Source organism: Spirosoma liriopis, assembly GCF_023196085.1.
Taxonomy (GTDB): domain Bacteria; phylum Bacteroidota; class Bacteroidia; order Cytophagales; family Spirosomataceae; genus Spirosoma; species Spirosoma oryzicola.
Genome location: NZ_JALPRF010000002.1, coordinates 100833 through 123467, shown reverse-complemented (window position 1 = coordinate 123467; position 22635 = coordinate 100833). Strand labels below are relative to the sequence as shown.

Annotated in this window: 21 protein-coding genes; 14 read left to right on the top strand and 7 right to left on the bottom strand. The window is 48.9% G+C overall.

Annotation, left to right across the window (positions count from 1 at the left end; translation table 11 throughout):
* From M0L20_RS09615 to M0L20_RS09600, 4 genes are all read left to right on the top strand, one after another.
* Positions 1 to 1536 (top strand): RagB/SusD family nutrient uptake outer membrane protein, encoded by a 1536-nt coding sequence (locus M0L20_RS09615; RefSeq protein ID WP_232560689.1) that lies wholly within the window; start codon positions 1 to 3, stop codon positions 1534 to 1536.
* A gap of 81 nt (positions 1537 to 1617) precedes the next feature.
* Positions 1618 to 5139 carry a VCBS repeat-containing protein gene (locus M0L20_RS09610; RefSeq protein WP_248476735.1) on the top strand — a complete coding sequence of 1174 codons (3522 nt, stop codon included), beginning with the start codon at positions 1618 to 1620 and terminating at the stop codon, positions 5137 to 5139.
* A 39-nt stretch (positions 5140 to 5178) separates the two neighbouring features.
* Positions 5179 to 6069, top strand: coding sequence for a glycerophosphodiester phosphodiesterase family protein (locus M0L20_RS09605; protein ID WP_248476733.1), 891 nt, complete (start codon positions 5179 to 5181; stop codon positions 6067 to 6069).
* 72 nt (positions 6070 to 6141) lie between these two features.
* Positions 6142 to 7665, top strand: a complete 1524-nt coding sequence (locus M0L20_RS09600; RefSeq protein ID WP_248476731.1) for a GH3 auxin-responsive promoter family protein — start codon at positions 6142 to 6144, stop codon at positions 7663 to 7665.
* A 29-nt stretch (positions 7666 to 7694) separates the two neighbouring features.
* On the opposite strand, the gene M0L20_RS09595 is transcribed toward M0L20_RS09600, so the two are convergent.
* Both M0L20_RS09595 and M0L20_RS30320 read right to left on the bottom strand, forming a co-directional pair.
* Positions 7695 to 8975: a hypothetical protein gene (locus M0L20_RS09595; RefSeq protein WP_248476729.1), complete on the bottom strand. Its 1281-nt coding sequence runs from the start codon at positions 8973 to 8975 to the stop codon at positions 7695 to 7697.
* Between the two features lie 172 nt (positions 8976 to 9147).
* Positions 9148 to 9354: a PLDc N-terminal domain-containing protein gene (locus tag M0L20_RS30320; protein ID WP_354004169.1), complete on the bottom strand. Its 207-nt coding sequence runs from the start codon at positions 9352 to 9354 to the stop codon at positions 9148 to 9150.
* Positions 9355 to 9732: 378 nt separating this feature from the next.
* Between M0L20_RS30320 and M0L20_RS09590 the strand changes: the two genes are divergently transcribed.
* Complete coding sequence (locus M0L20_RS09590; protein ID WP_248476727.1) at positions 9733 to 10251, top strand: hypothetical protein; 519 nt, start codon at positions 9733 to 9735, stop codon at positions 10249 to 10251.
* A gap of 193 nt (positions 10252 to 10444) precedes the next feature.
* Here the strand turns inward: M0L20_RS09590 and M0L20_RS09585 are convergent, their stop codons facing one another.
* Positions 10445 to 10948: a flavin reductase family protein gene (locus M0L20_RS09585; protein WP_248476725.1), complete on the bottom strand. Its 504-nt coding sequence runs from the start codon at positions 10946 to 10948 to the stop codon at positions 10445 to 10447.
* A gap of 119 nt (positions 10949 to 11067) precedes the next feature.
* On the opposite strand from M0L20_RS09585, the gene M0L20_RS09580 reads away from it, so the two are divergent.
* Positions 11068 to 12324, top strand: a complete 1257-nt coding sequence (locus tag M0L20_RS09580) for a 4-hydroxy-3-methylbut-2-enyl diphosphate reductase (RefSeq protein WP_248476723.1) — start codon at positions 11068 to 11070, stop codon at positions 12322 to 12324.
* On the opposite strand, the gene M0L20_RS09575 is transcribed toward M0L20_RS09580, so the two are convergent.
* Positions 12321 to 14033 carry a glycoside hydrolase family 10-like protein gene (locus M0L20_RS09575; protein ID WP_248476722.1) on the bottom strand — a complete coding sequence of 571 codons (1713 nt, stop codon included), beginning with the start codon at positions 14031 to 14033 and terminating at the stop codon, positions 12321 to 12323. The genes M0L20_RS09580 and M0L20_RS09575 overlap by 4 nt on opposite strands.
* 46 nt (positions 14034 to 14079) lie before the next feature.
* Positions 14080 to 14241: a DUF2256 domain-containing protein gene (locus M0L20_RS09570; RefSeq protein WP_425276918.1), complete on the bottom strand. Its 162-nt coding sequence runs from the start codon at positions 14239 to 14241 to the stop codon at positions 14080 to 14082.
* A 387-nt stretch (positions 14242 to 14628) separates the two neighbouring features.
* On the opposite strand from M0L20_RS09570, the gene M0L20_RS09565 reads away from it, so the two are divergent.
* Complete coding sequence (locus tag M0L20_RS09565; RefSeq protein ID WP_232560679.1) at positions 14629 to 15096, top strand: Lrp/AsnC family transcriptional regulator; 468 nt, start codon at positions 14629 to 14631, stop codon at positions 15094 to 15096.
* A 72-nt stretch (positions 15097 to 15168) separates the two neighbouring features.
* Here M0L20_RS09565 and M0L20_RS09560 read toward each other — a convergent pair whose 3' ends face one another.
* Complete coding sequence (locus M0L20_RS09560; RefSeq protein ID WP_248476721.1) at positions 15169 to 16386, bottom strand: tetratricopeptide repeat protein; 1218 nt, start codon at positions 16384 to 16386, stop codon at positions 15169 to 15171.
* Positions 16387 to 16517: 131 nt separating this feature from the next.
* Here M0L20_RS09560 and hpt point away from each other — a divergent pair, with 131 nt between their 5' ends.
* Complete coding sequence (gene hpt, locus M0L20_RS09555) at positions 16518 to 17045, top strand: hypoxanthine phosphoribosyltransferase (RefSeq protein ID WP_248476720.1); 528 nt, start codon at positions 16518 to 16520, stop codon at positions 17043 to 17045.
* A 31-nt stretch (positions 17046 to 17076) separates the two neighbouring features.
* Here hpt and M0L20_RS09550 read toward each other — a convergent pair whose 3' ends face one another.
* Positions 17077 to 18297 (bottom strand): NADH-quinone oxidoreductase subunit D, encoded by a 1221-nt coding sequence (locus M0L20_RS09550; protein ID WP_248476719.1) that lies wholly within the window; start codon positions 18295 to 18297, stop codon positions 17077 to 17079.
* Positions 18298 to 18490: 193 nt separating this feature from the next.
* On the opposite strand from M0L20_RS09550, the gene rpmG reads away from it, so the two are divergent.
* The 6 genes from rpmG (at position 18491) to rimO (ending at position 22603) form a co-directional block, all read left to right on the top strand.
* Entirely contained in the window at positions 18491 to 18676 is a 186-nt protein-coding gene (gene rpmG / locus M0L20_RS09545) for a 50S ribosomal protein L33 (protein ID WP_012929817.1), read from the top strand.
* 91 nt (positions 18677 to 18767) lie between these two features.
* Positions 18768 to 18923 (top strand): DUF4295 domain-containing protein, encoded by a 156-nt coding sequence (locus M0L20_RS09540; RefSeq protein ID WP_171741734.1) that lies wholly within the window; start codon positions 18768 to 18770, stop codon positions 18921 to 18923.
* Between the two features lie 182 nt (positions 18924 to 19105).
* Positions 19106 to 20062, top strand: coding sequence for a signal recognition particle-docking protein FtsY (gene ftsY, locus M0L20_RS09535; protein WP_232560675.1), 957 nt, complete (start codon positions 19106 to 19108; stop codon positions 20060 to 20062).
* An 8-nt stretch (positions 20063 to 20070) separates the two neighbouring features.
* Positions 20071 to 20565 carry a hypothetical protein gene (locus M0L20_RS09530; RefSeq protein WP_248476718.1) on the top strand — a complete coding sequence of 165 codons (495 nt, stop codon included), beginning with the start codon at positions 20071 to 20073 and terminating at the stop codon, positions 20563 to 20565.
* Positions 20566 to 20570: 5 nt separating this feature from the next.
* On the top strand, positions 20571 to 21221 hold the full coding sequence (locus tag M0L20_RS09525) for a PH domain-containing protein (protein WP_248476717.1): 651 nt from the start codon (positions 20571 to 20573) through the stop codon (positions 21219 to 21221).
* 68 nt (positions 21222 to 21289) lie between these two features.
* Positions 21290 to 22603 carry a 30S ribosomal protein S12 methylthiotransferase RimO gene (gene rimO / locus M0L20_RS09520; RefSeq protein ID WP_232560672.1) on the top strand — a complete coding sequence of 438 codons (1314 nt, stop codon included), beginning with the start codon at positions 21290 to 21292 and terminating at the stop codon, positions 22601 to 22603.
* The last annotated feature ends 32 nt before the right edge of the window (positions 22604 to 22635 follow it).

Genomic DNA, 22635 nt, shown 5'->3' with positions numbered 1-22635 from the left:
ATGAAACCTACATACTGGACTACAGGTATAGTGGCGATTGGATTGTTTTTCGGGTGTAGTACAGACAACCTCGACAAAGTCAATCCAAACCAGTTCACAACCGAGACTTATTTTAAAAACGCCGACGAACTTGTCAAGGGTGTCAATTCCGTTTACGCCATCTGGCAAAGCGCCAATTTGACGGGCCGTGAATGGTTTTTTGTCCATGATCTACGCTCGGACGACGTAGCAACGGGTGGTGGACAGCTGGAAGCGCCCCGCAACCAGATTCTGATTGGGGCTCAGAACCCCGGTAATGGCGTTGCCTTCTCCGTCTGGAACGGCCTTTACCGGGCCGTACACCGGGCCAACGTGGTCATCAATAAAGGGACCTCCGTTACGGATAATCCGACACTAACCAAGCGCGCCATTGCAGAGGCTAAATTTCTCCGTGCCTTGTCGTATTTCGATCTGGTGACGCTTTGGGGCGGGGTTCCGCTTTACACCGAATACGTCGAGAGTACCTCCGGAACGAAGGCAAGAGCAACGGTCGATGAGATCTATAATTTGCTCATCACCGACTTACAGGCTATTCAGGCCGATCTTCCTGCTAGCTTTAGCGGAGCCGATCTCGGTCGGGCAACGAAGGGAGCGGCTCAGGCACTACTCGCCCGGGTGTACATGCAAAAAGGCGATTATGCCAATGCAAAAACCCAGCTTCAGCAGATCATTAGCTCAGGCTTGTATAAGCTGACCGACGAGTACAACGACAATTTCATTGAAGAGACGGAATTTAATTCGGAATCTATTTTTGAAATTGGGTTCTCTAAAATTGGCGACTTCAACTGGGATGGCGACGGCAATGATGGCGGAGCTAACGAAACGATGACGCGAAGCCAGGAGTACTCGGCCATTGGCTGGCGCAACCTGATTCCATCCGATGGCCTGATCGGCGAATTTGAAAACACCGCTAAAGGCGACGCCAAAACGGACCCCCGCTTGAAATACAATTTTTATTTCATCGGTGATACGTATAACAACGGCGCTAATACGCTGATGGAGTCGCAGGTGCAGGGTAACACGTCCAATTTCAACGGAACGGCGCAAAAGATAAGCTGGCGCAAGTACACGGCGATGTATAAAAACAACGAAACGTTCTATACGTCAGGAATCAATATGCGAATTATCCGTTACGCGGAGGTGCTGCTGATGATGGCTGAAGCCGAAAACGAAACGGGCAGCACAGCGAACGCTATTGCCTTGCTTAACCAGGTCCGGGCGCGTAAAAGCGTAGCCATGCCCGCCTATCCGACCACGAACTACCCGGTGAATAGCAAGGATGAAGTGTTCCGGGCGATTGTTCACGAGAAGCGGGTCGAACAGGGCGGTGAGCAAATCCGGAACCGCGACCTTTTGCGTTGGCGGGCTCAGAACAAGCTTAAAACCGAGCCCATTTCTTACTTCGCTAAAGGCAAGCAGGAGTTGCTACCGATTCCACAACAGGAGTTGGACAACAACAGTAAGCTCTCGCAAAAAGATCAGAATCCGGGCTATTAAGCGTTGTTTCACTAGATAAAAGTATCCAATACGATCCCCGGCTGGCCTTCGTTGCTATGCCGGGGATTTTGCCTGTCGACTATGCGCTCATTGCTCACACGAACTCTCTTACTTGTCGTTACACTCGCTGGCTGCACCCGTCAAACACCCCGGTTTGAGCGCTTAGACGCCAATCAGACGGGTATCGATTTTGCCAATACCATTACGGAAAGTGACTCGTTGAACGTACTGGAGTTCGAATACATCTACAATGGTGGGGGCGTTGGCGTCGGCGATTTTAACGGTGACGGGCTGAGTGATGTTTTTTTTGCGGGCAATCAGGTGTCGAGCAAGCTGTATCTTAACAAAGGAAGCTTTACGTTCGAAGACATTACGAAACAAGCGGGTGTCGGCACTACATCCTGGTGTACGGGGGTAGCCGTGGCCGATATAAACCAGGACGGTCGGCAGGATATTTACGTCTCGACGGTTCATCCCAATCGGGACCGGGCCGTTCCTAATCTGCTGTTTCTTAATTTGGGCAATGACGCCAATGGCAATCCCCGTTTTCGGGAAACCGCACAAACAGCGGGATTAGCCGACTCCAGCTACTCGACGCAGGCGACTTTCCTGGATTACGACCGCGATGGTGACCTTGACGTTTTTCTACTGACCAATGCGCTGGAAGCGTTTAACCGAAACAACGTGATAGGCCCCCGCAACGACGGCTCGGCCAAAAGTCGGGACAAGCTATTTCGCAACGATGGTTCTTCGAGCAAGGTAGGCTCTGGTCCGGCTGTCCCGCATTTTACCGATGTTTCGGCGCAGGCAGGTTTACTACACGAAGGCTGGGGACTAGGCGTCGTGATCAACGACATAAACGCAGACGGCTGGTCTGACATTTATGTCGCCAATGATTTCCAGTCCAACGACGTCTGGCTCGTCAACAATCAAAACGGCACGTTTACCAACCGGATAGCGAAAACGCTCAAGCACCAGAGTCATAATAGCATGGGTGTTGATATAGCTGACATCAACAACGACGGTCTGAATGATCTGGCCGTAGTCGATATGCTTCCCGACGATAACTTACGGCAGAAAACCATGTTTTCGACCATTCCGTACGACCGTTTTCAGATGGCGCAACGGCTGGGTTATCAGACGCAGTACGTTCGTAATGTCCTTCAACTCAATCGGGGATATGCATCCGATAAAGCGGGGGCGCTACCTCTTTTCAGTGATATCGGCTACCTGACGGGTACAGCCGCAACCGATTGGAGCTGGAGTGCGCTTTTTGCCGATCTGGACAACGACGGACTTTGTGATTTGCTGATCACAAACGGCTACCGCAAAGACATCACTGACCTAGACTTCACGAGCTACAACCGGGATGCTGGGACATTTGGTACAGATGCCGACCGACGTGCGCAACTTTTGAAGCGAATCGAGGATTTGGAACCCGTTTACAAACCAAATTTCCTGTTCCACAACAAAGGCGATGGCCTCCATTTTGCGAACGTTGCTGGTGATTGGGGGCTGAATGAACCGTCGTTTACGAACGGTACGGCCTACGCCGATTTCGATAATGACGGCGATCTGGATCTGGTGATGAATAACATTAACGATCCGGCTTTCATTTATCGCAACAGGACCATCGAAAACGCCACCGACTCGTCAACCAATCGTTTTTTAAAACTAAAACTAGCGGGGAAGCCGGGTAATCGGGAAGGCTTAGGCGCTAAAATCGCCATCTGGACAAACGGGACAGTTCGCTACACCGAATACACCCGACAGCGTGGTTATCAATCGTCGATGGAATCGGGCGTTCATGTGGGGTTAGGCAAAGCCCAGCGAATCGATTCGCTAAAAATACTATGGCCATCTGGTACCGGTCAGCTACTCAAAAATATATTGACCAACAAAACGGTCACCCTCGACGAACGTTCGGCCACCGCGCAACCAGCCACGTTTATGCAGTTACAGCCTGTCGAGAAAGCTTTATTTACCGAAGTTTCTGCACCACTCGGTTTGTTCTTTCAGCATCAGGAAGACGATTTCGTGGATTATAAAGCCCAGCAAACCTTGCTTGCGCACAAGCATTCACAGATTGGTCCAGGCTTAGCGGTAGGCGATGTAGACGGCAACGGGCTGGACGATATTTACATCGGGGGACCGGCTCACCGGGGCGGCACTTTCTTTCTGCAACAAGCTACGTCATCTGGCAAAAGTCATTTTTCTCGTAAAGATCGACCGGCGAAAGAACCCGAAGAAACCGGTGTTTTGCTGTTTGACGCCGATAAAGACGGCGACCTCGATTTGTACGCCGTTCACGGTAGCACCGAGTTTGGGCAAAACGAAGCCCGCTATCAGGACAGCCTGTATCTAAACGACGGAAAGGGAAATTTTCGGGCCGCTGTTCAATCATTACCTAACACCACGTCAAGCGGATCGTGCATCGTAGCGACGGACTTCGACCACGACGGCGACCTCGATTTGTTTGTCGGGGGGCGCATAAAACCACAGCGATACCCCGAACCGGCCCGGAGCTGCATTCTCCGCAATGATAGCGATAAGGGTACTGTTCGATTTACCGACGTAACCGACCAGCTAGCGCCTGGGCTTAGTCAGGCCGGATTGATCTGCGCAGCACTCTGGACAGATGTGGATAACGATTCCTGGCCGGACCTACTAATAGCGGGCGAGTTCATGCCTGTTACCGTTTTTAAAAATCAGCAAGGTCGCCGGTTGGCAGCTGCGTCCATGCCGTCGCTGGAAAAAGCGGTCGGTTTCTGGAATAGCCTGACAGCGGGTGATTTTGATAACGATGGCGACATGGATTACGTAGCGGGCAATTTGGGCCTGAACAATCGCTTTCAGGCATCCGATTCTCACCCGGTATCAGTTTACGCAGCTGATTATGACAAGAATGGTACGCTTGACCCCATCCTGAGTTTTTTCAACGGCGACACCGAATACCCGATTCACCCGCGTGATGTGCTAACCGATCAGGTTCCGTCGTTGAAAAAGAAAATGACGTCCTACGCTACTTACGGCAAGCTAAAATTAGCCGACCTGCTGGACAGCGATCAGCAACAATCAGCCATTCATAAACGGGCGACCTTCACATTATCGGCTTACATCGAGAACCGAAACGGAACGTTTGTCCTGCATACGCTGCCTATAGAGGCTCAATTTTCGCCCGTGTTCGGCACTATTTCTACTGACCTTAACCACGATGGTAACCTGGATCTGCTGCTGATCGGCAACGACTACGCCAACGAAGTTTTGTCGGGTTGGCAGGATGCCGGATTGGGGCTGTGTCTGCTAGGCGATGGACATGGCCACTTTAAACCTCTTTCTCCCGCTCAGTCAGGTTTTGTTGTCGATGGAGACGCCAAAGCACTGGCGACAGTCCTGCTTGCCAACGGAAAACTTTGTCACATCGCCACGCAAAACAACGGTCCCGTTCGCGTTTTTACCCAAACAAACGATCAGACAAGATACCGGCGAGTCAAGCCAACCGAGGTGTTTACCAGTTTAAAAAACAGACGCAGAGTAGAGTTTGATTGGGGGGGCGGCTACCTATCGCAATCCTCACGAGTGGTTTCGAGCGAGCCTAACTAAAAAAGAAAGTGTACTTTTGGGACTCCACCAATCAGGCCTATGGGTTTTAACGTTCTACTTAGTTGCGTGATTGCCACCCTTTTTACCTCGGCTACTCCGCCCGCGTTTGATGTACAGGGGCACCGGGGCTGCCGGGGATTGATGCCTGAAAATACGATTCCGGCCTTTCTCAAAGCGCTGGAACTGGGCGTGACAACACTTGAACTGGATGTAGTTATTAGCAAAGAGCGACGGGTGGTTGTTTCGCATGAACCCTACTTCAATGCGGCCTACAGCATAACACCGGACGGGAAACCAGTTGATAAGAAAGACCAGAAAAGTCTGCTCATTTATCGAATGAATTATGCCGATGTCAAGCGCTACGACGTCGGTTCAAACGGTAACTCCGCCTATCCCGAACAACAGAAAATCCAGACTTACAAGCCTTTGCTGAGCGAGGTTATTGAGCAGGCAGAAGCCTACAGAAAAGCGCATAATCTACCGGCATTTTCTTACAACATTGAGCTAAAGAGCGTTCCGTCTGAGTACAACGTAAGCCAGCCAGAACCAGCCGCTTTCTGCGACCTTGTTGAATCCGTCATCAGCCAGACCTTACCAGCCGAACGTGTTGTTATTCAAAGCTTTGACTTTGCCATCCTGACCCATTGGAAGCAACAGATCGATGCGGGCAAATACCCTAACGTCCGGCTTTCGGCTTTGGTCGAGAATCTGCGCAGTCCCCAAAAAAACATACAGAAGTTGGGCTTCAAACCGGCTATCTACAGTCCTCACTACAAACTACTGAACCAGCGCCGGATTGCCCAGCTACACGAACAAGGGATCAGTGTTATTCCGTGGACGGTCAACCAGTTGAGCGACATGAAACGGCTGAAAGAGTGGGGTGTTGATGGCTTGATTACCGATTACCCTGATCGAGCGGCTCGTTTGTAAACCAACCAATGCTTTTGTAAGTTTCTACCTCTAACCTAGCTGTCTACGTTAGTTTATGTGTATTTTAACGGTATGACCTTCCTCAATACTACGCTCAAATGGCTCCTGCAACGGCGTTTACCGCGCATTGAGGCCATGATGCAACACCCAGGTCCGGTGCAGCAACGGGTTTTTGAGCAACTCATCCGGGCAGGTCGCCGAACGGAATGGGGCAAAAAGTACGATTACCGCTCAATTCAGACGATTGCTGATTTCCAGCGCCAGGTCCCTGTTTCGAGTTACGAAGATCTCTATCCCTACATAGAGCGCGTAATGAAAGGCGAAAACAAGGTACTTTGGCCGTCGCCGGTGCGCTGGTTTTCCAAATCGTCAGGAACAACCAACGCCCGCAGCAAATTCATTCCGGTTACGACCGAGTCGCTGGATGAAAGCCACTTCAAAGGCGGTAAGGATATGATGGCTCTTTACGTAGCCAACAATCCAGATACACAGACTTTTGCTGGCAAAGGACTTTCGATTGGTGGTAGCCTGCATACCAATCCATTCAGTGCGAACAGTGCCGCTGGCGATGTGTCCGCCGTGGTCATGAAAAACTTGCCAAGTTGGGCGCAGTTCATCCGCACACCGTCTATCGACATTGCGCTCATGGATGAATGGGAAGCCAAAATGGATCGTATGGCGGAGGTCACGGCTCAGGAAAACGTGACGAGTATGCTGGGCGCACCAACCTGGGGCTTGGTGCTGATCGACAAAATTCTGGCTCGCACGGGTAAATCCAACATTCTTGACGTGTGGCCGAACTTCGAAGTTATGATTCACGGTGCGGTAAATTTTCAGCCTTACCGGGAGTTGTTTCAACAGCAGGTCTTTCCTTCGTCAACTGTTCGGTATCAGGAGGTTTACAACGCTTCGGAAGGGTTCTTTGCCATTCAGGACGATTTGTCGCGAATCGGTGAAATGCTTCTGATGCTCGATTATGGAATTTTCTACGAGTTCGTCCCCATTCAGGAAGCGGATCAGCCTTTTCCCAAAGCCCTGACCATCGACGAAGTGGAGCTAGACAAAAACTACGCGCTGATCGTTTCGACAAACGGCGGCTTGTGGCGCTACAGAATCGGCGACACCGTGCGCTTCACGTCGCTCTACCCTCATCGTCTGAAAGTTAGTGGTCGTACGAAGCATTTCATCAACGCGTTTGGCGAAGAAATCATCGTCGAGAATGCAGAAGCCGCCATAACGCGGGCTTGCGAAGCCACAGGTGCGGTTATTGCCGATTACACGGCGGGGCCAGTGTACATGAGCAACGGCGCAAACGGCTGCCACGAATGGGTAATCGAGTTTTCGCGAGAGCCTGATAGCCAACAGCGATTCAACCAGCTTCTTGATCAGGCATTGCGCGAGGTTAACTCCGACTACGACGCGAAGCGCTATAACGATATGGTCCTGAAACAGCCCCGCGTACACGTCGTTCCGCGCGGCACATTCTACGCCTGGATGAAACAGCGCGGCAAGCTAGGTGGACAGCATAAAGTGCCTAGACTAGCCAACTCGCGGGAATATCTGGATGACATTCTTGGTCAGAGTATCCGCCTGTAAGCAAGCATTTTACTGGTGCTTCGTCGCTTTTAACGGTTGGCCTCCGAAAGCCAGTGAAATTGCTTTTCTGCCAATTGAAAACGGCGGTTCTCGCGTCTAAGCGTCATTGCTACTGAATCGTTACGAATTTTTCCACGCAACTCGATGTGATTCGTGTCGGGCATTACGTACTGCATGGTAAACAGCGCCGTCGTATCCATAGACGACCGCTTGAAATCAATTGTGTGTTTTAAGGTATCAAAGGAATAGCTGAAATAAGCCCGGTGATACCGTTGCCGGAATAGCGTATCAGCGGTGTGAATGCTACCCGTATTCGTCGGTTCAAAAACGATATCTTTCCAACGCAGACTATCGACGGCTGTACCCTGCGACTGATCAACCGAGAAAAAACCGGTGGTCAGCTTTGGCGTAGTAGACGCTTGCTGTGACGATGACCAACCCTGATATGATCTGATCAGAGGGAATACCAGAAACAAAATAAAAAACGCGATTTTCAGCACTACTTTGCTCCGTCGCATCCATTGTTTAGGAAGTACGATCTGAGGCAGTGGCTGGGTCGATTTGTTGAATACAAAGAAGTTAAGCAGTCGTCGGGCATCGGCGATCAGCAGAAAACTACTAAACAGAAACAAATGAATCGAAAATAGCTTGACAGGAATGTCATAGCACAGATTCAGCATCATCACGTTAAGAAACACGCTCGCAGCCACAAATGCTCCCAGCGTACTGGTGCGCCGAAATAATAACAGCAGGCCCGCTACGACCTCAACGGCCCCCGAAAAGAACTGGTATGGCGTCGAGTAGCCAATAAAATACCAGGAAAACCGCATGGGCAGCAGATCACCCAGCGGAGTAGCTAGGGCGCTCAGCGACGGAAAGATCATTTGCAGTCCGAATAGCTTGATGATGCCGTAGCCTAACGCCATCATCGCTACGTAATACCGAACCAGCACGATCAGCCAGTAGTAGCCCGTGTTATATTCTTTCCGTTTGTCGAAAATTGTCCAGATGACTGTACCGACGACTGCAACCAGTAGAAAGAAACACAATTGAGCGTATCCGTAGGATGTATCCCCGCTACCGTTCAATGGAACCAGCTCGTCCTTTACATGAAATATGTAATCGTTAGCCGCCGTCACCAGCCAGTTCTCCGTTTTGCCGTAGTACTCACCAATCAAGCTGAATAGAGGCAGGTCGCCTATCCAGGTCCAGATCGTTGTGTAGAGTACGATGTAAATGCAGGCGAAGCGAAATAGCAATTTGTGCCACCAGGCCCACTGATTATCCAAGTACACGGCGGAGTTTTCCATGAATGGTTTTAGGTTAGAGAAGCTAATTCTCGAAGAAACTACTGGTAATAAAAGCACTGTCCCGATGCTTGATCCTTAGCGTTTAGTCGGGATGGCGACAAAGATGCTATCCGTTCCATTCGGGCATTGCGGCAAAGAGATCAGGCATTGGCTGCCGATTGCTTACGCTGACTCAGTCACCCGTCGAATAGGTCGGCTTCCTAAAGATCAAATAAACAACCCAGCCGAGAGGAACGCATAGAATGATGAAGCACCAAACCGTTTTCGTCCTGAAACCCAGCCGATGGTTGTACAGACGCACAATGCTATAAACTAATCCGAGTAGTTGGATTAATATAATGATTTGCCAAAGAAGTAAAGCGGAGTCAGGCGATAACATATTGATAGATAACTTCCATAGCTGTTGTAAAAGTCAATAAGAGGCTTATGCTGCTCGACACATAAGCCTTAAGCAGGCAGATTTTACCCTACTCTGCAATTGTAAAGTCCGGAAATTCAGAACTATAAACCTACTCTTGAAACGGCCATGTCACTTCCACGACAGCATGAAGCTGTATGCCAACCTTTATTCCGTAAAAGACGCCAATAGACTTGCTGGAGCATGCTCGGAAAGGGATAGCTTTCTAAATAAACAAGATGATGATCAAGTTATCTTACCTGATCAATAACACTGATTTAACAACTTTTAAGCCGGCAGCAACCCAACGCTTTTCGTAAGGGTGGACTCGTATCTACAAAACCAAATCTATTTATTCGTATGCATTATTTGCTCTCCCTCGCCGTGTTCATTCTTCTGATGAGTAGTTGCCGTCGTGATGATGATCCGGTAGCCGCCAATTTGAAGAGTTCGATCGGTACGTATGAAGTGACCCGATTGACGCAGTATGTAAACGGCCAAAAAACCTTCGATGGCTATTTACCCTTTTTGATGCCGGATAGTACGACGATTACCCATCGCATCGGCATTAGTATGGCCAATCCCCAACCCGATGGCACAGTGAAAGCGTCAATTCTTCGCAACGTATACCGGCAAGGAGCGCGTGGCTTTCTGGTGAATAAGATCGCTAATATTGGCGGTTTGAATATCATCGCTAAGCGGGCCAATCAGACGAACGACATTGTGGGGTTTTATCGAGACGGGGCTAGTGCCTTTGGCTATTATGGGCCACAAACCCAGAACCTGGCTTTCGATATTGTTGAGCCCGACAGCCTTAATCAGCTTGTTCGCTACGTATTTGAAGCTAAAAAGGTGTCGGCTACGGCGAATCGGTTCTAATCGAGTCTATCACGATGTGGCTGTTGCAAAAGTCGAGAAACCTGGGCTGGGCTGAGTTGGTAATCCTTATTCGGCTGATTTTTCCCTTCAAAACAGGTAGCTTAAACGGGTCATTCAGACCAACACCGACTTTCGCAACAGCCAATCCCTATAAGGTGATCAGACTACCGTCAACTGTAACAAAAGTGGCTAATCACCCACGTACCAGTTTCTTTTCTTTCAGGAAAGCGTACGTCATTACTTCTTTGTCGGGATTGAGCACAATCTGTTTCTGTACTTTACAAATAAAAAGCTCATGGTCGCCCGCATCAGTACTGTGCATTACGGAGCATTGCGCATAACCGATGGCTTCTGTCAGGTATGGACAACCGCGCTGGTCAAGGGCAAAAGGCACGTTTTTCAATTTATCGATTGCCCGCCCGTCGCTAGCGCGACCAGACTGCTGACCAAACTTACGAATCAGCCGTGTCTGGTCGGTGGCCAGCAAATTAACGTTTAGAATACCGCTTGCCCGTACAAGTTCAATGGTGTAATCAACTTTGTAAAGCGCTACGGCCAGCACGGCAGCCTTCATATCCGTTGTCATGACCCAGCTAACAATGTTCGCATTATAACGTGGGGCGGTTGCGTCCAGACCAGCGACGGTGGTGATGCTGTGAATATCGTAATTCTTGTATTTCAGCAGGCGTTTCGGCATCGGTTTCGTCAGGATTATCGAAAATAGTGGTAAATGAACATTGCCGAACGGCAGGTTGTTGTTTGATTACCGGCACATTAACTTTGTTAGCCCAAAAAGTCTGACCGCCGACTCTCAGCATGAAATCGTTCGATATCCCTGATTACTACCGTAGCAGCATTATTACACCGCTTAAGGAATTCCGGCGGAAAAAAGATAAGCTTAAACGGGACTTCACCCCTACCCTGCTCGATTTTGGTCCGGTCCGTTTTTTGATAGCCCGGCATTTTGGCTTTTGTTACGGCGTTGAAAACGCGATTGAAATTGCCTACAGAGCGATTGCTGAGAACGTTGGAAAACGCATCTTTCTGCTTAGTGAAATGATTCATAACCCCGACGTAAACGCTGATTTACAAAGCCGGGGGGTACGTTTCATCATGGATACCAAGGGCGGGCAGCTTATTCCCTGGTCGGAACTAATGCCCGATGACGTTGTAATTATCCCGGCTTTTGGCACAACGCTAGAAACACAAAGCAAGCTGGCTTCCATTGGGTTGAACGTTGAAAAATACGATACGACCTGCCCGTTTGTCGAAAAAGTCTGGAACAAAGCGGGGCAGATCGGGCAGAAAAATTACACGGTGATTGTTCACGGCAAGCCGAATCACGAAGAAACGCGCGCTACGTTTTCGCACAGCAAAGAAGCGGCCCCAACGGTAGTCGTAAAAGATTTAGCGCAAACGCAGCGCCTGGCTCGCTACATTACGGGCGAGTCACCCACCGAACAATTTTACACCGAGTTTGCGGATCAGTACTCGGTCGGTTTTGACGCATCCCGCGATTTGCAGCGGATTGGCGTCGTCAACCAGACCACCATGCTGGCTTCGGACACTCAGGGTATTGCCGATTACCTGAAGCAAGTGATGATCCAGAAGCACAATCTTGGCGAAAACCCATCGACGGATCAGGTTGACGCCTACTTTGCTAACACGCGGGACACACTCTGCTACGCGACGAACGACAACCAGGACGCGACGTATGCGCTACTGACGTATCCAGCCGATTTTGCCATCGTAGCCGGTGGCTACAACTCATCCAATACATCACACATCGTCGATCTTTGCGAGGAGAAGTTACCCACCTATTTTATCGAGTCGGAACAGAAGATTCTTTCGCCAAACCTGATCCGTCATTATAACGGCCATACGAGACAAGAAGTCGTTACCGAAAACTTTATCCCCCGACTGAGCGGGTTAACGGGCGAACCCGTCACAATCTTACTGACCTGTGGCGCGTCCTGCCCCGATGCTACGGTAGAAGGTATCCTGACGAAACTAGTCAGCTTTTTTCCGGAAGCCCGGCCCGTTTCTGAAGTCATGAACGAGTTTTTGAGCTAGCGTAGCTTAACGGTTACTTCACGGCTTTCGTTATGAAGTCGGTCAACGGCTGTTACAGCGTAGACGTACTTCTTTTTCGGATCGGCGGTTCTGTCGATAAATCGCGTCGAAGCTTCGCCGATGCACTGCGCTACGATACACCGAGGATCGTCTAATCGCACACGGGAAGGACGCCCTTCAAAGCGGTAGACAATGTAATAACTCGCTCCGTCACCGTCCTGTGCTTCGCCGGGTTGTTGCCAAAACAACTCTATGCCTTCTGGGGTGTCAGCTACTTTTAAGTCGCGGGGCGCTAGGGGTGGAATGCTATCCAGCCAGGTCATTGGCGGTACCAGGGCCGGATATCGATAAAAATTCGACTGTAACGAATCCCGAATGGCAAGTGGATTGGTCTTTAACGATTTTGCGCTGAAAAATACGCTTCCCAGTACGGCTCGCTGCTGCCGGTTGTAACGCATTTGATCCGGAAGCTCCGTGAATCGCCCCCAGCCCGGATCGCGCTCCGACCCACGTCCAACTCGGTAAGCGCCGTGTCCGATATAAAGGTGAGTCTTACCACAGTTACGAGCCCACCATTCAACCAAGGTTTTATACGGCACCCGCGTAAACTCCGTGCTGAAATAAACCTGCGGTACGATGTAATCGATCAGCCCGTTACGAATCCACTTCCGGGTATCGGCATATTGATCGTAGTACGATTGCCCGCCGTTGGTAGCTGACCCTTCAGCATCGTTGCTTCGGTTTTTCCAGATGCCAAACGGACTCACCCCAAATTTAACCCAGGGTTTATTATCCCGAATCGAATCGCGCAGTTCAGTGATGAGCTTGGTCACGTTGTCACGTCGCCAATCCTCTTTTTTCATACCATTGAAATTCGCCTGATACGTGCTGTCATCGCGAAAAACCTGTCCGGCGACGGCGTATGGGTAAAAATAATCGTCAAAATGAATCCCATCTACATCGTACTCACGGACCACGTTGGCGACGATTCCGGCGATGTATGTCCGAACGGCGGGCGCTCCCAGATTAAAAAGTTTACGGCCACCGTAGGTAAACACCCATCCCGGTTTTCGATAAATGATGTTCGTTGGCGCTACGCTGGATGTTTTGCTGTACGTAGCCCGGTCGAGGTTAAACCACGCATGAAATTCCATGCCGCGCTGATGGGCCTGCTCAATCATAAATTCCAGCGGATCGTAAAACGGCTGTGGTGCTAAACCCTGCTGACCAGTAAGCCACTCCGACCAGGGTTCCGAGCTTTTGGCGTAAAACGCATCCGCTGCTGACCGGACCTGCACAACAACAGCGTTGATCCCCATCTGCTGTTGTTGATCAAACATTTCGATAATCTCGCGTTGCTGGTCAGCAACGGGCAATCCCTTCTTACTCGGCCAGTCGATGTTATCGATGGTTGCGATCCAAACAGCCCGAAACTCCCGCTTTGGCGGAACGAGACCACGTTCGAAGGGCATTTCTTCTACCTCTTCGTCATCAACCATATCTTTAGGAGTGGGGGCCGCTACAGGAGCTACTGGAACAGGCTTCGCGGGTGCTGGCTTTGCAGCTACTGGTTTTTGAGGAATTGGTTTTGCTGCGGGTGGGCGTCTGACGGGCACTGGCGTTCTTTTTACCACAACAGGTTGAGGTCGCCGGCAACCATCCCATGATAAAGCAAGAACAAACAAACAGAGAAAGGCAATTAAGCGCATGTTGAGTAGCTGGTTAATTGCCAAAAATAACGATAGACGGCTGGATCTACGTTTGCGAAGGAGTCGTTTTTTGCTTTTTGCCAACTAAGCGGCACGCATCACTGCAATAAATTACGTTATCCCAGTCGCGTTCCCATTTCTTTCGCCACGCAAACGGACGGTTACACACCGGACATATTTTGGTAGGCAACTCTGATTTCTTGCGCATTTTCATGCCTTATAAACCCGGATTAACTGCCTAGGTTTAATCCTCGGCGATCTATTTGCTTGTCAGAATTCATCAACCTAACGCGCACAAAATAATTTTTTAGTAAATAGTACTTATTAAAATTACCTGTAATTGCCCCTCACAGGGGTTATTAAGCCTGTTTTCACAGCTGATTCAGTAGCACCGGTAACATATCAGTATGTAACCGATCAATAGGCTTTCATTTGGTGTCTTAGTGAATTCCCTTACTTTTGTGCCGTTTAAAAGAAATATAAGCAACAATTCTTTCGAAATTTGCAAAATACCAATATCTTTTTAGACTATTTTTCTTGAAAGATACTACTTTTGCCCTATTCTGAAACTGAGTTTCAACAGACCGTATTGAGTATGAGCCATAAATTAGATCAAATAGATCGCAACGTATTAGAGATCCTGCAAGCCAACGCAAAAATTACCAATGCCCAGCTTTCTAAAGAAATAGGTCTTTCTCCTGCTCCCACCCTGGAGCGCGTTAAAAAGCTCGAAACATCAGGTATTATTCAAAGCTACCACGCTCAGCTTAGCCGCGAGAAAGTCGGCCTCGGCGTTACCACATTCGTGATGGTTACGCTTGTTGGGCACAAAAAAGAAACCACAATGTCGTTTGTGGCTCGTGCGAATGAAATTCCTGAAATTATCGAGTGCCACCACATTACGGGTTCCGGCGACTTCCTGCTGAAAGTAATTGCGAAGGATATTGCTTCGTATCAGGCGTTAATGCTAGATGTTATTAACGAAATTGACGAAGTTGCCAGCACCCAAACTATGGTGATCATGTCAACTTTCAAAGAAAGCAAAGTATTACCTATTCCTTGATGATGTACGAAGTAAGATGTATGATATACCACTAATAACCGCTATATCATACATCTTACTCCCTATTGCACGCTACTCTCTACGCTTCCGGCGTTCTTCCCGGCGCGATTTTTTCATGTCATCCAGCGCTTTTTTCGCGTCTTTATGCTGGCTTGACTTACGTTCGGCTTTGTCCATCACTTCTTTAAAGTAAGCCTGCGCCTGATCGTAATTCTTTTCTTCGTTGGCAATCTTACCTAAAGCCAGCACCGACGACCAGTAATAGCCCGCATTTAACGCATTCGTTTGTTTAGCATAGTCAATCGACTGCTGGTAATACTTTTTGGCTTCGGGCAGATTCTTGTAAAACTGCTGGTTGATGTAAGCCAAGATATACGCTGCCGTTCGTCCACTAACACCTTCATAGCCCGACTGCGTGCGGCTTACCTTCGCCAGAATATCTTTCGAGATGCGCTCCGCTTCGGTTAATCGTCCCGTTACAAAAGCTGACCGGGCATAATACCGCTCGAAAAATGGATTATCAGGATATTGCTCCGCCATGTACTTCGACATTTCGTACGCTTTATCATACTGATTTTCCATGCTGTAAATCTGAATCAGGAAATACCGGGCCTCGACACGCGTGTAGAAGGCCGAATTAGCCGTTTTTTCCAACTCCTTGATACCGTTGACTTTGTTTCCTTTTGGAAAGAACATCAGGATCGGTTTCAGCAACGGGTAATTTTCGGGTATCCACTGCGCGTAATAGTCATACATCCCGTCGCCAAACAAGAGTTCAGGGCTGAAATCAGCATTACCTTTACACTTCTCGAAATACTTTAATGCATTCTTACCGGCCAAGGTCGCCTTTGTCCACTTTTTCCGCTCCGAGTAAAGTCGGCCTTTAAAGGCATAAGCAGCCGCCAGGAAAAAGGAAGGTTCAAGCTTGTTTTCACTGGTATCATACAGCTTTTCGGCCAGCGTAATGGTCGAATCCATGTAAGCCAGACAAACGTCATCATAGTCCGTAACGTCGGTGTTCGGGACGATTTTCCACCATTCTGCCAGGCCCATCAGGAAATAAGGCATTGGGTGTTTGGGGTAACGTAGCCGTAACCACCGAAACTCCTTATCGGCGTCGTAAAATTTGTAATTATACATCAAATTGATGGCTTCGGCAGATTCGATCTGAACCCCAGGATGCTTCAACAAGCCATCATACTTCTTATCAAACGCCGACGGATCATACAACTGGGCTTGTGCCAACGCAGCCAGTCCCACGAGCCATACCGTCAACAGTAGTTTCTTCATTCGTTAAGGTCGCTTTTCCTTCTCTATCAACACAATCCGCTGACAGTACGTTTACTAACGTTTATTTTTCAGGTAAATTTTTGTCTGCTAGCAACAGAGGGCCGTATCTTTGACGCTACGCAGACGCTGATATGATAACAGTCAACAATAAAAATTTCATCCCATTCATTAGTGCAGAAGCCATTCAAACGCGTATCGACGAACTGGCTGGGCAAATTAATCAGGAATATGCAGGCAAACAGCCTTTGATCGTCGTCGTACTCAACGGGGCCTTTATATTTGCCGCCGATCTGGTAAAGCGTCTCACCATTTCCTGCGAAATCACCTTTATTCGGGTTGCTTCTTATTCCGCTACGGAATCCAGCGGAACGCTTAAACAGATTTTGGGTTTAAACGATTCGATCGAAGGCCGTGACCTTATCATCATCGAGGACATTGTTGATACGGGCCTGACAATTAGTGATGTCTGCAATCAGCTCAACGCTCAAAAACCGGCATCGCTTGCTATTGCCACGCTATTGTTCAAACCAGCAGCGCTCAAAAAGCAGTTGGACCTAAACTACGTGGGCTTTGAGATCGAAAACCGGTTTGTACTAGGCTACGGTCTCGATTACGATGGCCTGGGTCGTAACACACCCGACATTTTAGTACTGGAATAAGCGGGTAGCAGCCGGAAAAGAATTTGATCTTCTACCGGTCTACTTCGCCCATTACAACGTCGATTGATCCAATAACAGCCACCAGGTCGGCCAGCATAGCCCCTTTGCTGATTTCACCGATAACCGATAGGTTGTGAAAACAGCAGGAACGGGCTTTGCAGCGAACGGGTACGTCTGATCGACCATCCGTCCGGAAAAAGAAACCAAGTTCACCCTTGGCACTTTCGGCGCGGGCGTAAAAATCCATTGCTTTTGGACGGATCTTTTTGGGTACCACAGCCTGTGGGTCGTAGTCGCGGGTACGTCGGTAATCGGTCGTGAGCTTGTCCAGACACTGCTCGACAATCCGTATCGACTCATGACATTCCTGTACTCGGACGTTGTTACGGTCCCAGCAGTCACCGACAGTTCCCATCTGGCCTTCACCAATGGGAATATCAAAATCCAGTTCAGGATAAACGGAGTACCCGTCAACCCGGCGCAAATCGTAACGCAAGCCAGAACCACGCAACATAGGCCCTGTACAACCGTAGCTAATCGCCACTGGGAGCGGCAAAACACCCACGTTAGCCGTCCGTTTTACGAAGATTTCGTTCTCGATCACCAATTGTTGCAGCTCAACCAGCTTAGGTTTGAGGTACTGAACAAACTCCCGGCAGCGTTCTTCAAAACCTACCGGCAGATCATAAAACAAGCCGCCTACCCACATGTAGTTGTACAGCATTCGCGCGCCACTTACCCACTCCAGCAGGCGCTGAATGTGCTCGCGGTCGCGCATAAGCCACAGAAAAGGCGTGTACGCGCCGATATCCAATGCATACGTACCAACTCCGACGAAGTGGGCCGCGATGCGATTTAGTTCAGCTACCAGCACCCGAATGTATTCCGTCCGTTTTGGAATGTCGTTTTCAATGCCCAGCATCCGCTCGACACCCATTACGAAAGCATGTTCGCTGTTCATAGCAGCCAGATAATCAAGCCGGTCCACAAATGGAATGGTCTGATTGAATGGCAAGGCCTGGGCGTGTTTCTCGAAACAACGATGCAGATAACCCAGGTGCGGCACCACGTCGGCAATAATCTCGCCGTCGGTAACGACTTCGAGCCGTAGCACACCGTGGGTAGACGGATGCTGCGGTCCCATGTTTAAAATCATCTCTCCTTCATTGAGCATATCGGGCCGGTAAACGTTTGGTTCCGACGCCCGAAAATGACCAGGAGCGTATTCGTATTGAATTATTTGCGTAGCCATAATCATACCCAAAACAACTTACGGCTGTTTTAGTGCATTTGTGGACAAAGGTCGTCAGAGGGAATTAAACGCCCAAAGATTATCGCTTCCGGGCTAACCTTCTACAAATCATAGCTTTTTCGCAACTATATGTTTGTAAACTAAAAGTAATTTTGTACCTTTGCGCTCCTTATCGAGAAAACGAACTTTAGCAATGGCAAAGAAAGGCGCCAACAGAATCCAGGTTATTCTGGAATGCACCGAGCAGAAAGACAGCGGTGTACCCGGCATGTCCCGGTACATCACCACGAAAAACCGGAAGAATACGCCGGCTCGTATCGAACGGAAGAAATACAATCCGTTCCTGAAAAAAGTAACGTTGCATAAAGAAATTAAATAGTTTTGGTTATTGTTTTTACAGCGTGGGCCGGCACTTGCTTTAGCTTGTAAAAAACCATAACACAGTCAAAAACTATAAACCATAAACCGTCATGGCAAAAAAGGTAGTTGCAACCCTAAAAACGAAGGATAACGGCAAAGCGTTTGCTAAGATTATCAAAGCCGTTAAATCGCCTAAAACTGGCGCTTATACCTTCAAGGAAGAAATGGTTCCTGTCGACGAAGTACAGGCTGCGCTGAAAGGCTAACCCCTGTTGGAACCTGTTTCCTTCACCAATAACTCAAATGTCCCACAGCCTTCACTGGCCTAGTGGGACTTTTTGCGTTAAAAAATAGTTAGTCAGTTGGCAGGCCGATCACCGTATTGAATACGCGGATCTCCTTAAGCACTGACACACTAACTTGTTGATCCCATTTCACTAACGATACTATGGCTTTATTCGGTTTTTTCTCGAAAGAAAAAAAGGAATCGCTCGACAAAGGTTTAGAGAAAACAAAAGATAGTTTCTTCTCTAAACTTAGCAGAGCCGTCGTCGGCAAATCAACTGTCGATGAGGAAGTGCTGGACGAGGTAGAAAACGTCCTGATTTCGTCGGACGTTGGCGTTGAGACAACCGTCAAGATTATTCGCCGGATTGAAGAGCGGGTTGCCCGTGACAAATACGTGGGTACCGAAGAGTTGGACCGCATTTTGCGCGAGGAAATCGCTGCGCTGCTCTCCGACAATAACACAACCGACGTGTCGAACGACTTTGCGCTCCCTGCTGATAAAAAGCCTTATGTAATCATGGTTGTTGGTGTCAACGGCGTCGGTAAAACCACAACCATTGGTAAGCTGGCGGCTCAGTTCCACAAGCGGGGAAAGCAGGTTGTGTTGGGTGCGGGTGATACGTTCCGGGCTGCGGCTGTCGACCAGCTCAAGCTTTGGGGCGATCGCGTGGGGGTACCTGTTATCTCACACGGCATGAACACCGACCCGTCGGCGGTTGCGTTCGATGCGGTCAAAAAAGCTACGGATATGCAAGCTGATGTGGTTATCATCGACACCGCCGGACGCCTTCATACCAAGGTCAACCTGATGAACGAGCTGACCAAAATCAAACGGGTCATGCAGAAGGTGACTCCTGACGCTCCGCACGAGGTGCTTTTAGTACTCGACGGATCAACGGGACAAAACGCGTTTATCCAGGCTACCGAATTTACAAAAGCAACGGAAGTATCGGCTTTGGCCATTACCAAGCTGGACGGTACAGCCAAAGGTGGCGTTGTCATCGGTATTTCAGATCAGTTCAAAATTCCGGTCAAATACATCGGCGTCGGCGAAAAAATTGACGATTTACAAACCTTCAACAAGATGGAGTTTGTGGATTCGTTTTTTAAGAAATGACATCGGGTATGAAACAGGCGGCAGTTACATTTCTTTTGCTCGTAGTTGCGTTTGCGGTCTCCGCTCAAAACCACTCACGCAAACAGACTCGTAAACCTGCCGCCAAGCAAGGAATCTGCGGTTTGGTTGTGGTAAAGCGCGGAAATCATATGCCCAGCGTGGATTCGCCCAGCCCTGATTCACCCCGGTCTGACTCGGATGGTGCACCCGCTGAGCGGGAAATTCTTATTTTTCCGCTTCTGAATATGAGTCAGGTCGATGCGGGTGACAATGGTTTTATCAATTCCGTCCGTGAGGCTAAGCCAATCAAGACGGTGCGATCCGATAAAAACGGAAAATTCTGCATCAATCTTCCCGTTGGTCGGTACTCGCTGATCGTACGTGAACCGAAGGGTTTGTACGCAAACCTTTCTGACACTCAAAACAATATTTTTCCGGTCAACGTCCAGAAAAACCGGCAGTTAACCGTGAAAGTAGAAATTACCCATGAAGCTGTTTTTTAGGCATCATGGAAACGTTTATCATTCTGCTGGTTATTGTCTTTGTGCCATTCATCTGGTTCATTTACAAGATGATCCGGTACACGGACGATACGATCGGTGAAAACTCCCCGCTTTATCGTGAGCGGACTTACGAGATCCTGACTGAAGACTATTTCGTGACATTCTACAAAGGAATGCTCGCCGTTATTTTCATCCAGTTTCTCATAATCGTCAAAATATTGGTTGGAGAGGCAATAAGACAGGCCGACCCACGGGTTTTTATTCCCGCTCTGTTCTTTTTCTTTATGGCTGTCTATCTGACCTTTATCTTTTACGTCGATTGGCAGTATTGGACGATTACCCGAGACGTTCAGCTCACGCTCAACCCATTTGACTCTAGTATTCACATTGACAGTCCAACCCAGTTAGCGACGCTTACGCCTGAAAATGTAGACTATATAGAGTCACATCTTCGCAAAAGCGATAATCCGAAAGAACCGCTTTACGGCTATGGCTATCTTTTGTTCTACCTTACTGATGGTACTATAGTCTGGGTCAATAATTTATTCTTTGCAGACCACGCTGAATTTTTGGAGCGTCACTTTAAAGGAAAGCCTCTTACAACCGTTTATCACAGGATTCCGTGGGTCAGAGAACTTCTACAATCCGAAAAATAATACGCTTCCGAACTTTGCTTCTTAAAATCAGCGTTAGTTAGTACCGACGCTTGAAATTTATATCCGTTTTGAAAACGAAAGGAATACGTACCAATAAAATCAATATTGTCACGCTGGGCTGCTCGAAGAATCTAGTCGATTCGGAAGTGCTATTTACGCAACTGAAGGGCAACGGTATGGATGTGACGCACGAAGCCAAAAAGGACGATGCCAACATCGTTGTCATCAATACCTGCGGTTTTATAGACAATGCGAAGGAAGAATCCATCAACACGATTCTCCGCTACGTCGATGCCAAGGAAGCAGGGATTGTCGATAAAGTGTACGTAACGGGGTGTTTGTCCCATCGCTACAAAGACGAACTCGAAGTCGAAATGCCCACCGTCGATGCCTGGTTTGGCACCAACGAATTGCCCAGGATGCTGAAAACACTTCGGGCTGACTACAAGCACGAACTCGTTGGCGAACGGCTTTTGACAACGCCTGCGCATTATGCTTACCTGAAAATTGCCGAAGGTTGCGACCGTCCCTGCTCGTTCTGCGCTATCCCGTTGATGCGCGGAGGACACGTATCCCGAACCATTGACGACTTGCTTACCGAAGCGCGTTCGCTGGCCCGACGTGGCACCAAAGAGTTGATTCTTATTGCTCAGGATTTGACCTACTACGGTCTGGATCTGTATAAAAAGCGGAACCTTGCCGACCTGATCAACCAGCTTGCCGACGTGGAAGGTATCGACTGGATTCGTCTGCAATACGCATATCCGTCAGGATTTCCGCTGGAAGTACTCGACGTTATGCGCGACCGGCCAAACGTCTGCAATTATTTAGATATGCCTTTGCAAACCGGTTCGACGGAATTGTTGAAACTGATGCGCCGGGGTACAACCCGCGAAAAAACGGAAGCCTTGATCCATACAATTCGGGAAAAAGTACCGGACATTACGTTGCGTACAACCCTGATCGTTGGCCACCCCGGCGAAACGGATGCCATGTTTGACGAAACGTACGACTTTGTTGAACGGATGCGTTTTGACCGAATGGGTGTGTTTACGTATTCGCACGAAGAAAACACGCACTCGTTCTCCATGCCCGACGATATATCCGATGAGATCAAACAGGAACGTGCTGATGCGCTCATGGAGTTACAACAGGGTATTTCGCACGAATTGAATCAGCAGAAAGTCGGAAAAACCTATAAAGTTCTTTTCGACCGCAAAGAGGGCGGCTATTTTATTGGTCGTACCGAAGGCGATTCTCCCGAAGTTGATAATGAGGTGCTGGTATCGGCAAGCAATCGCTACGTTCGACAGGGCGATTTCGCGAATGTCCAGATCAACCGGGCCGAAGAGTTTGATTTATACGGAGAAGTTGTCTCCTAACTGTTACTGACCCGCAAGGTTTAGTCCTGGTC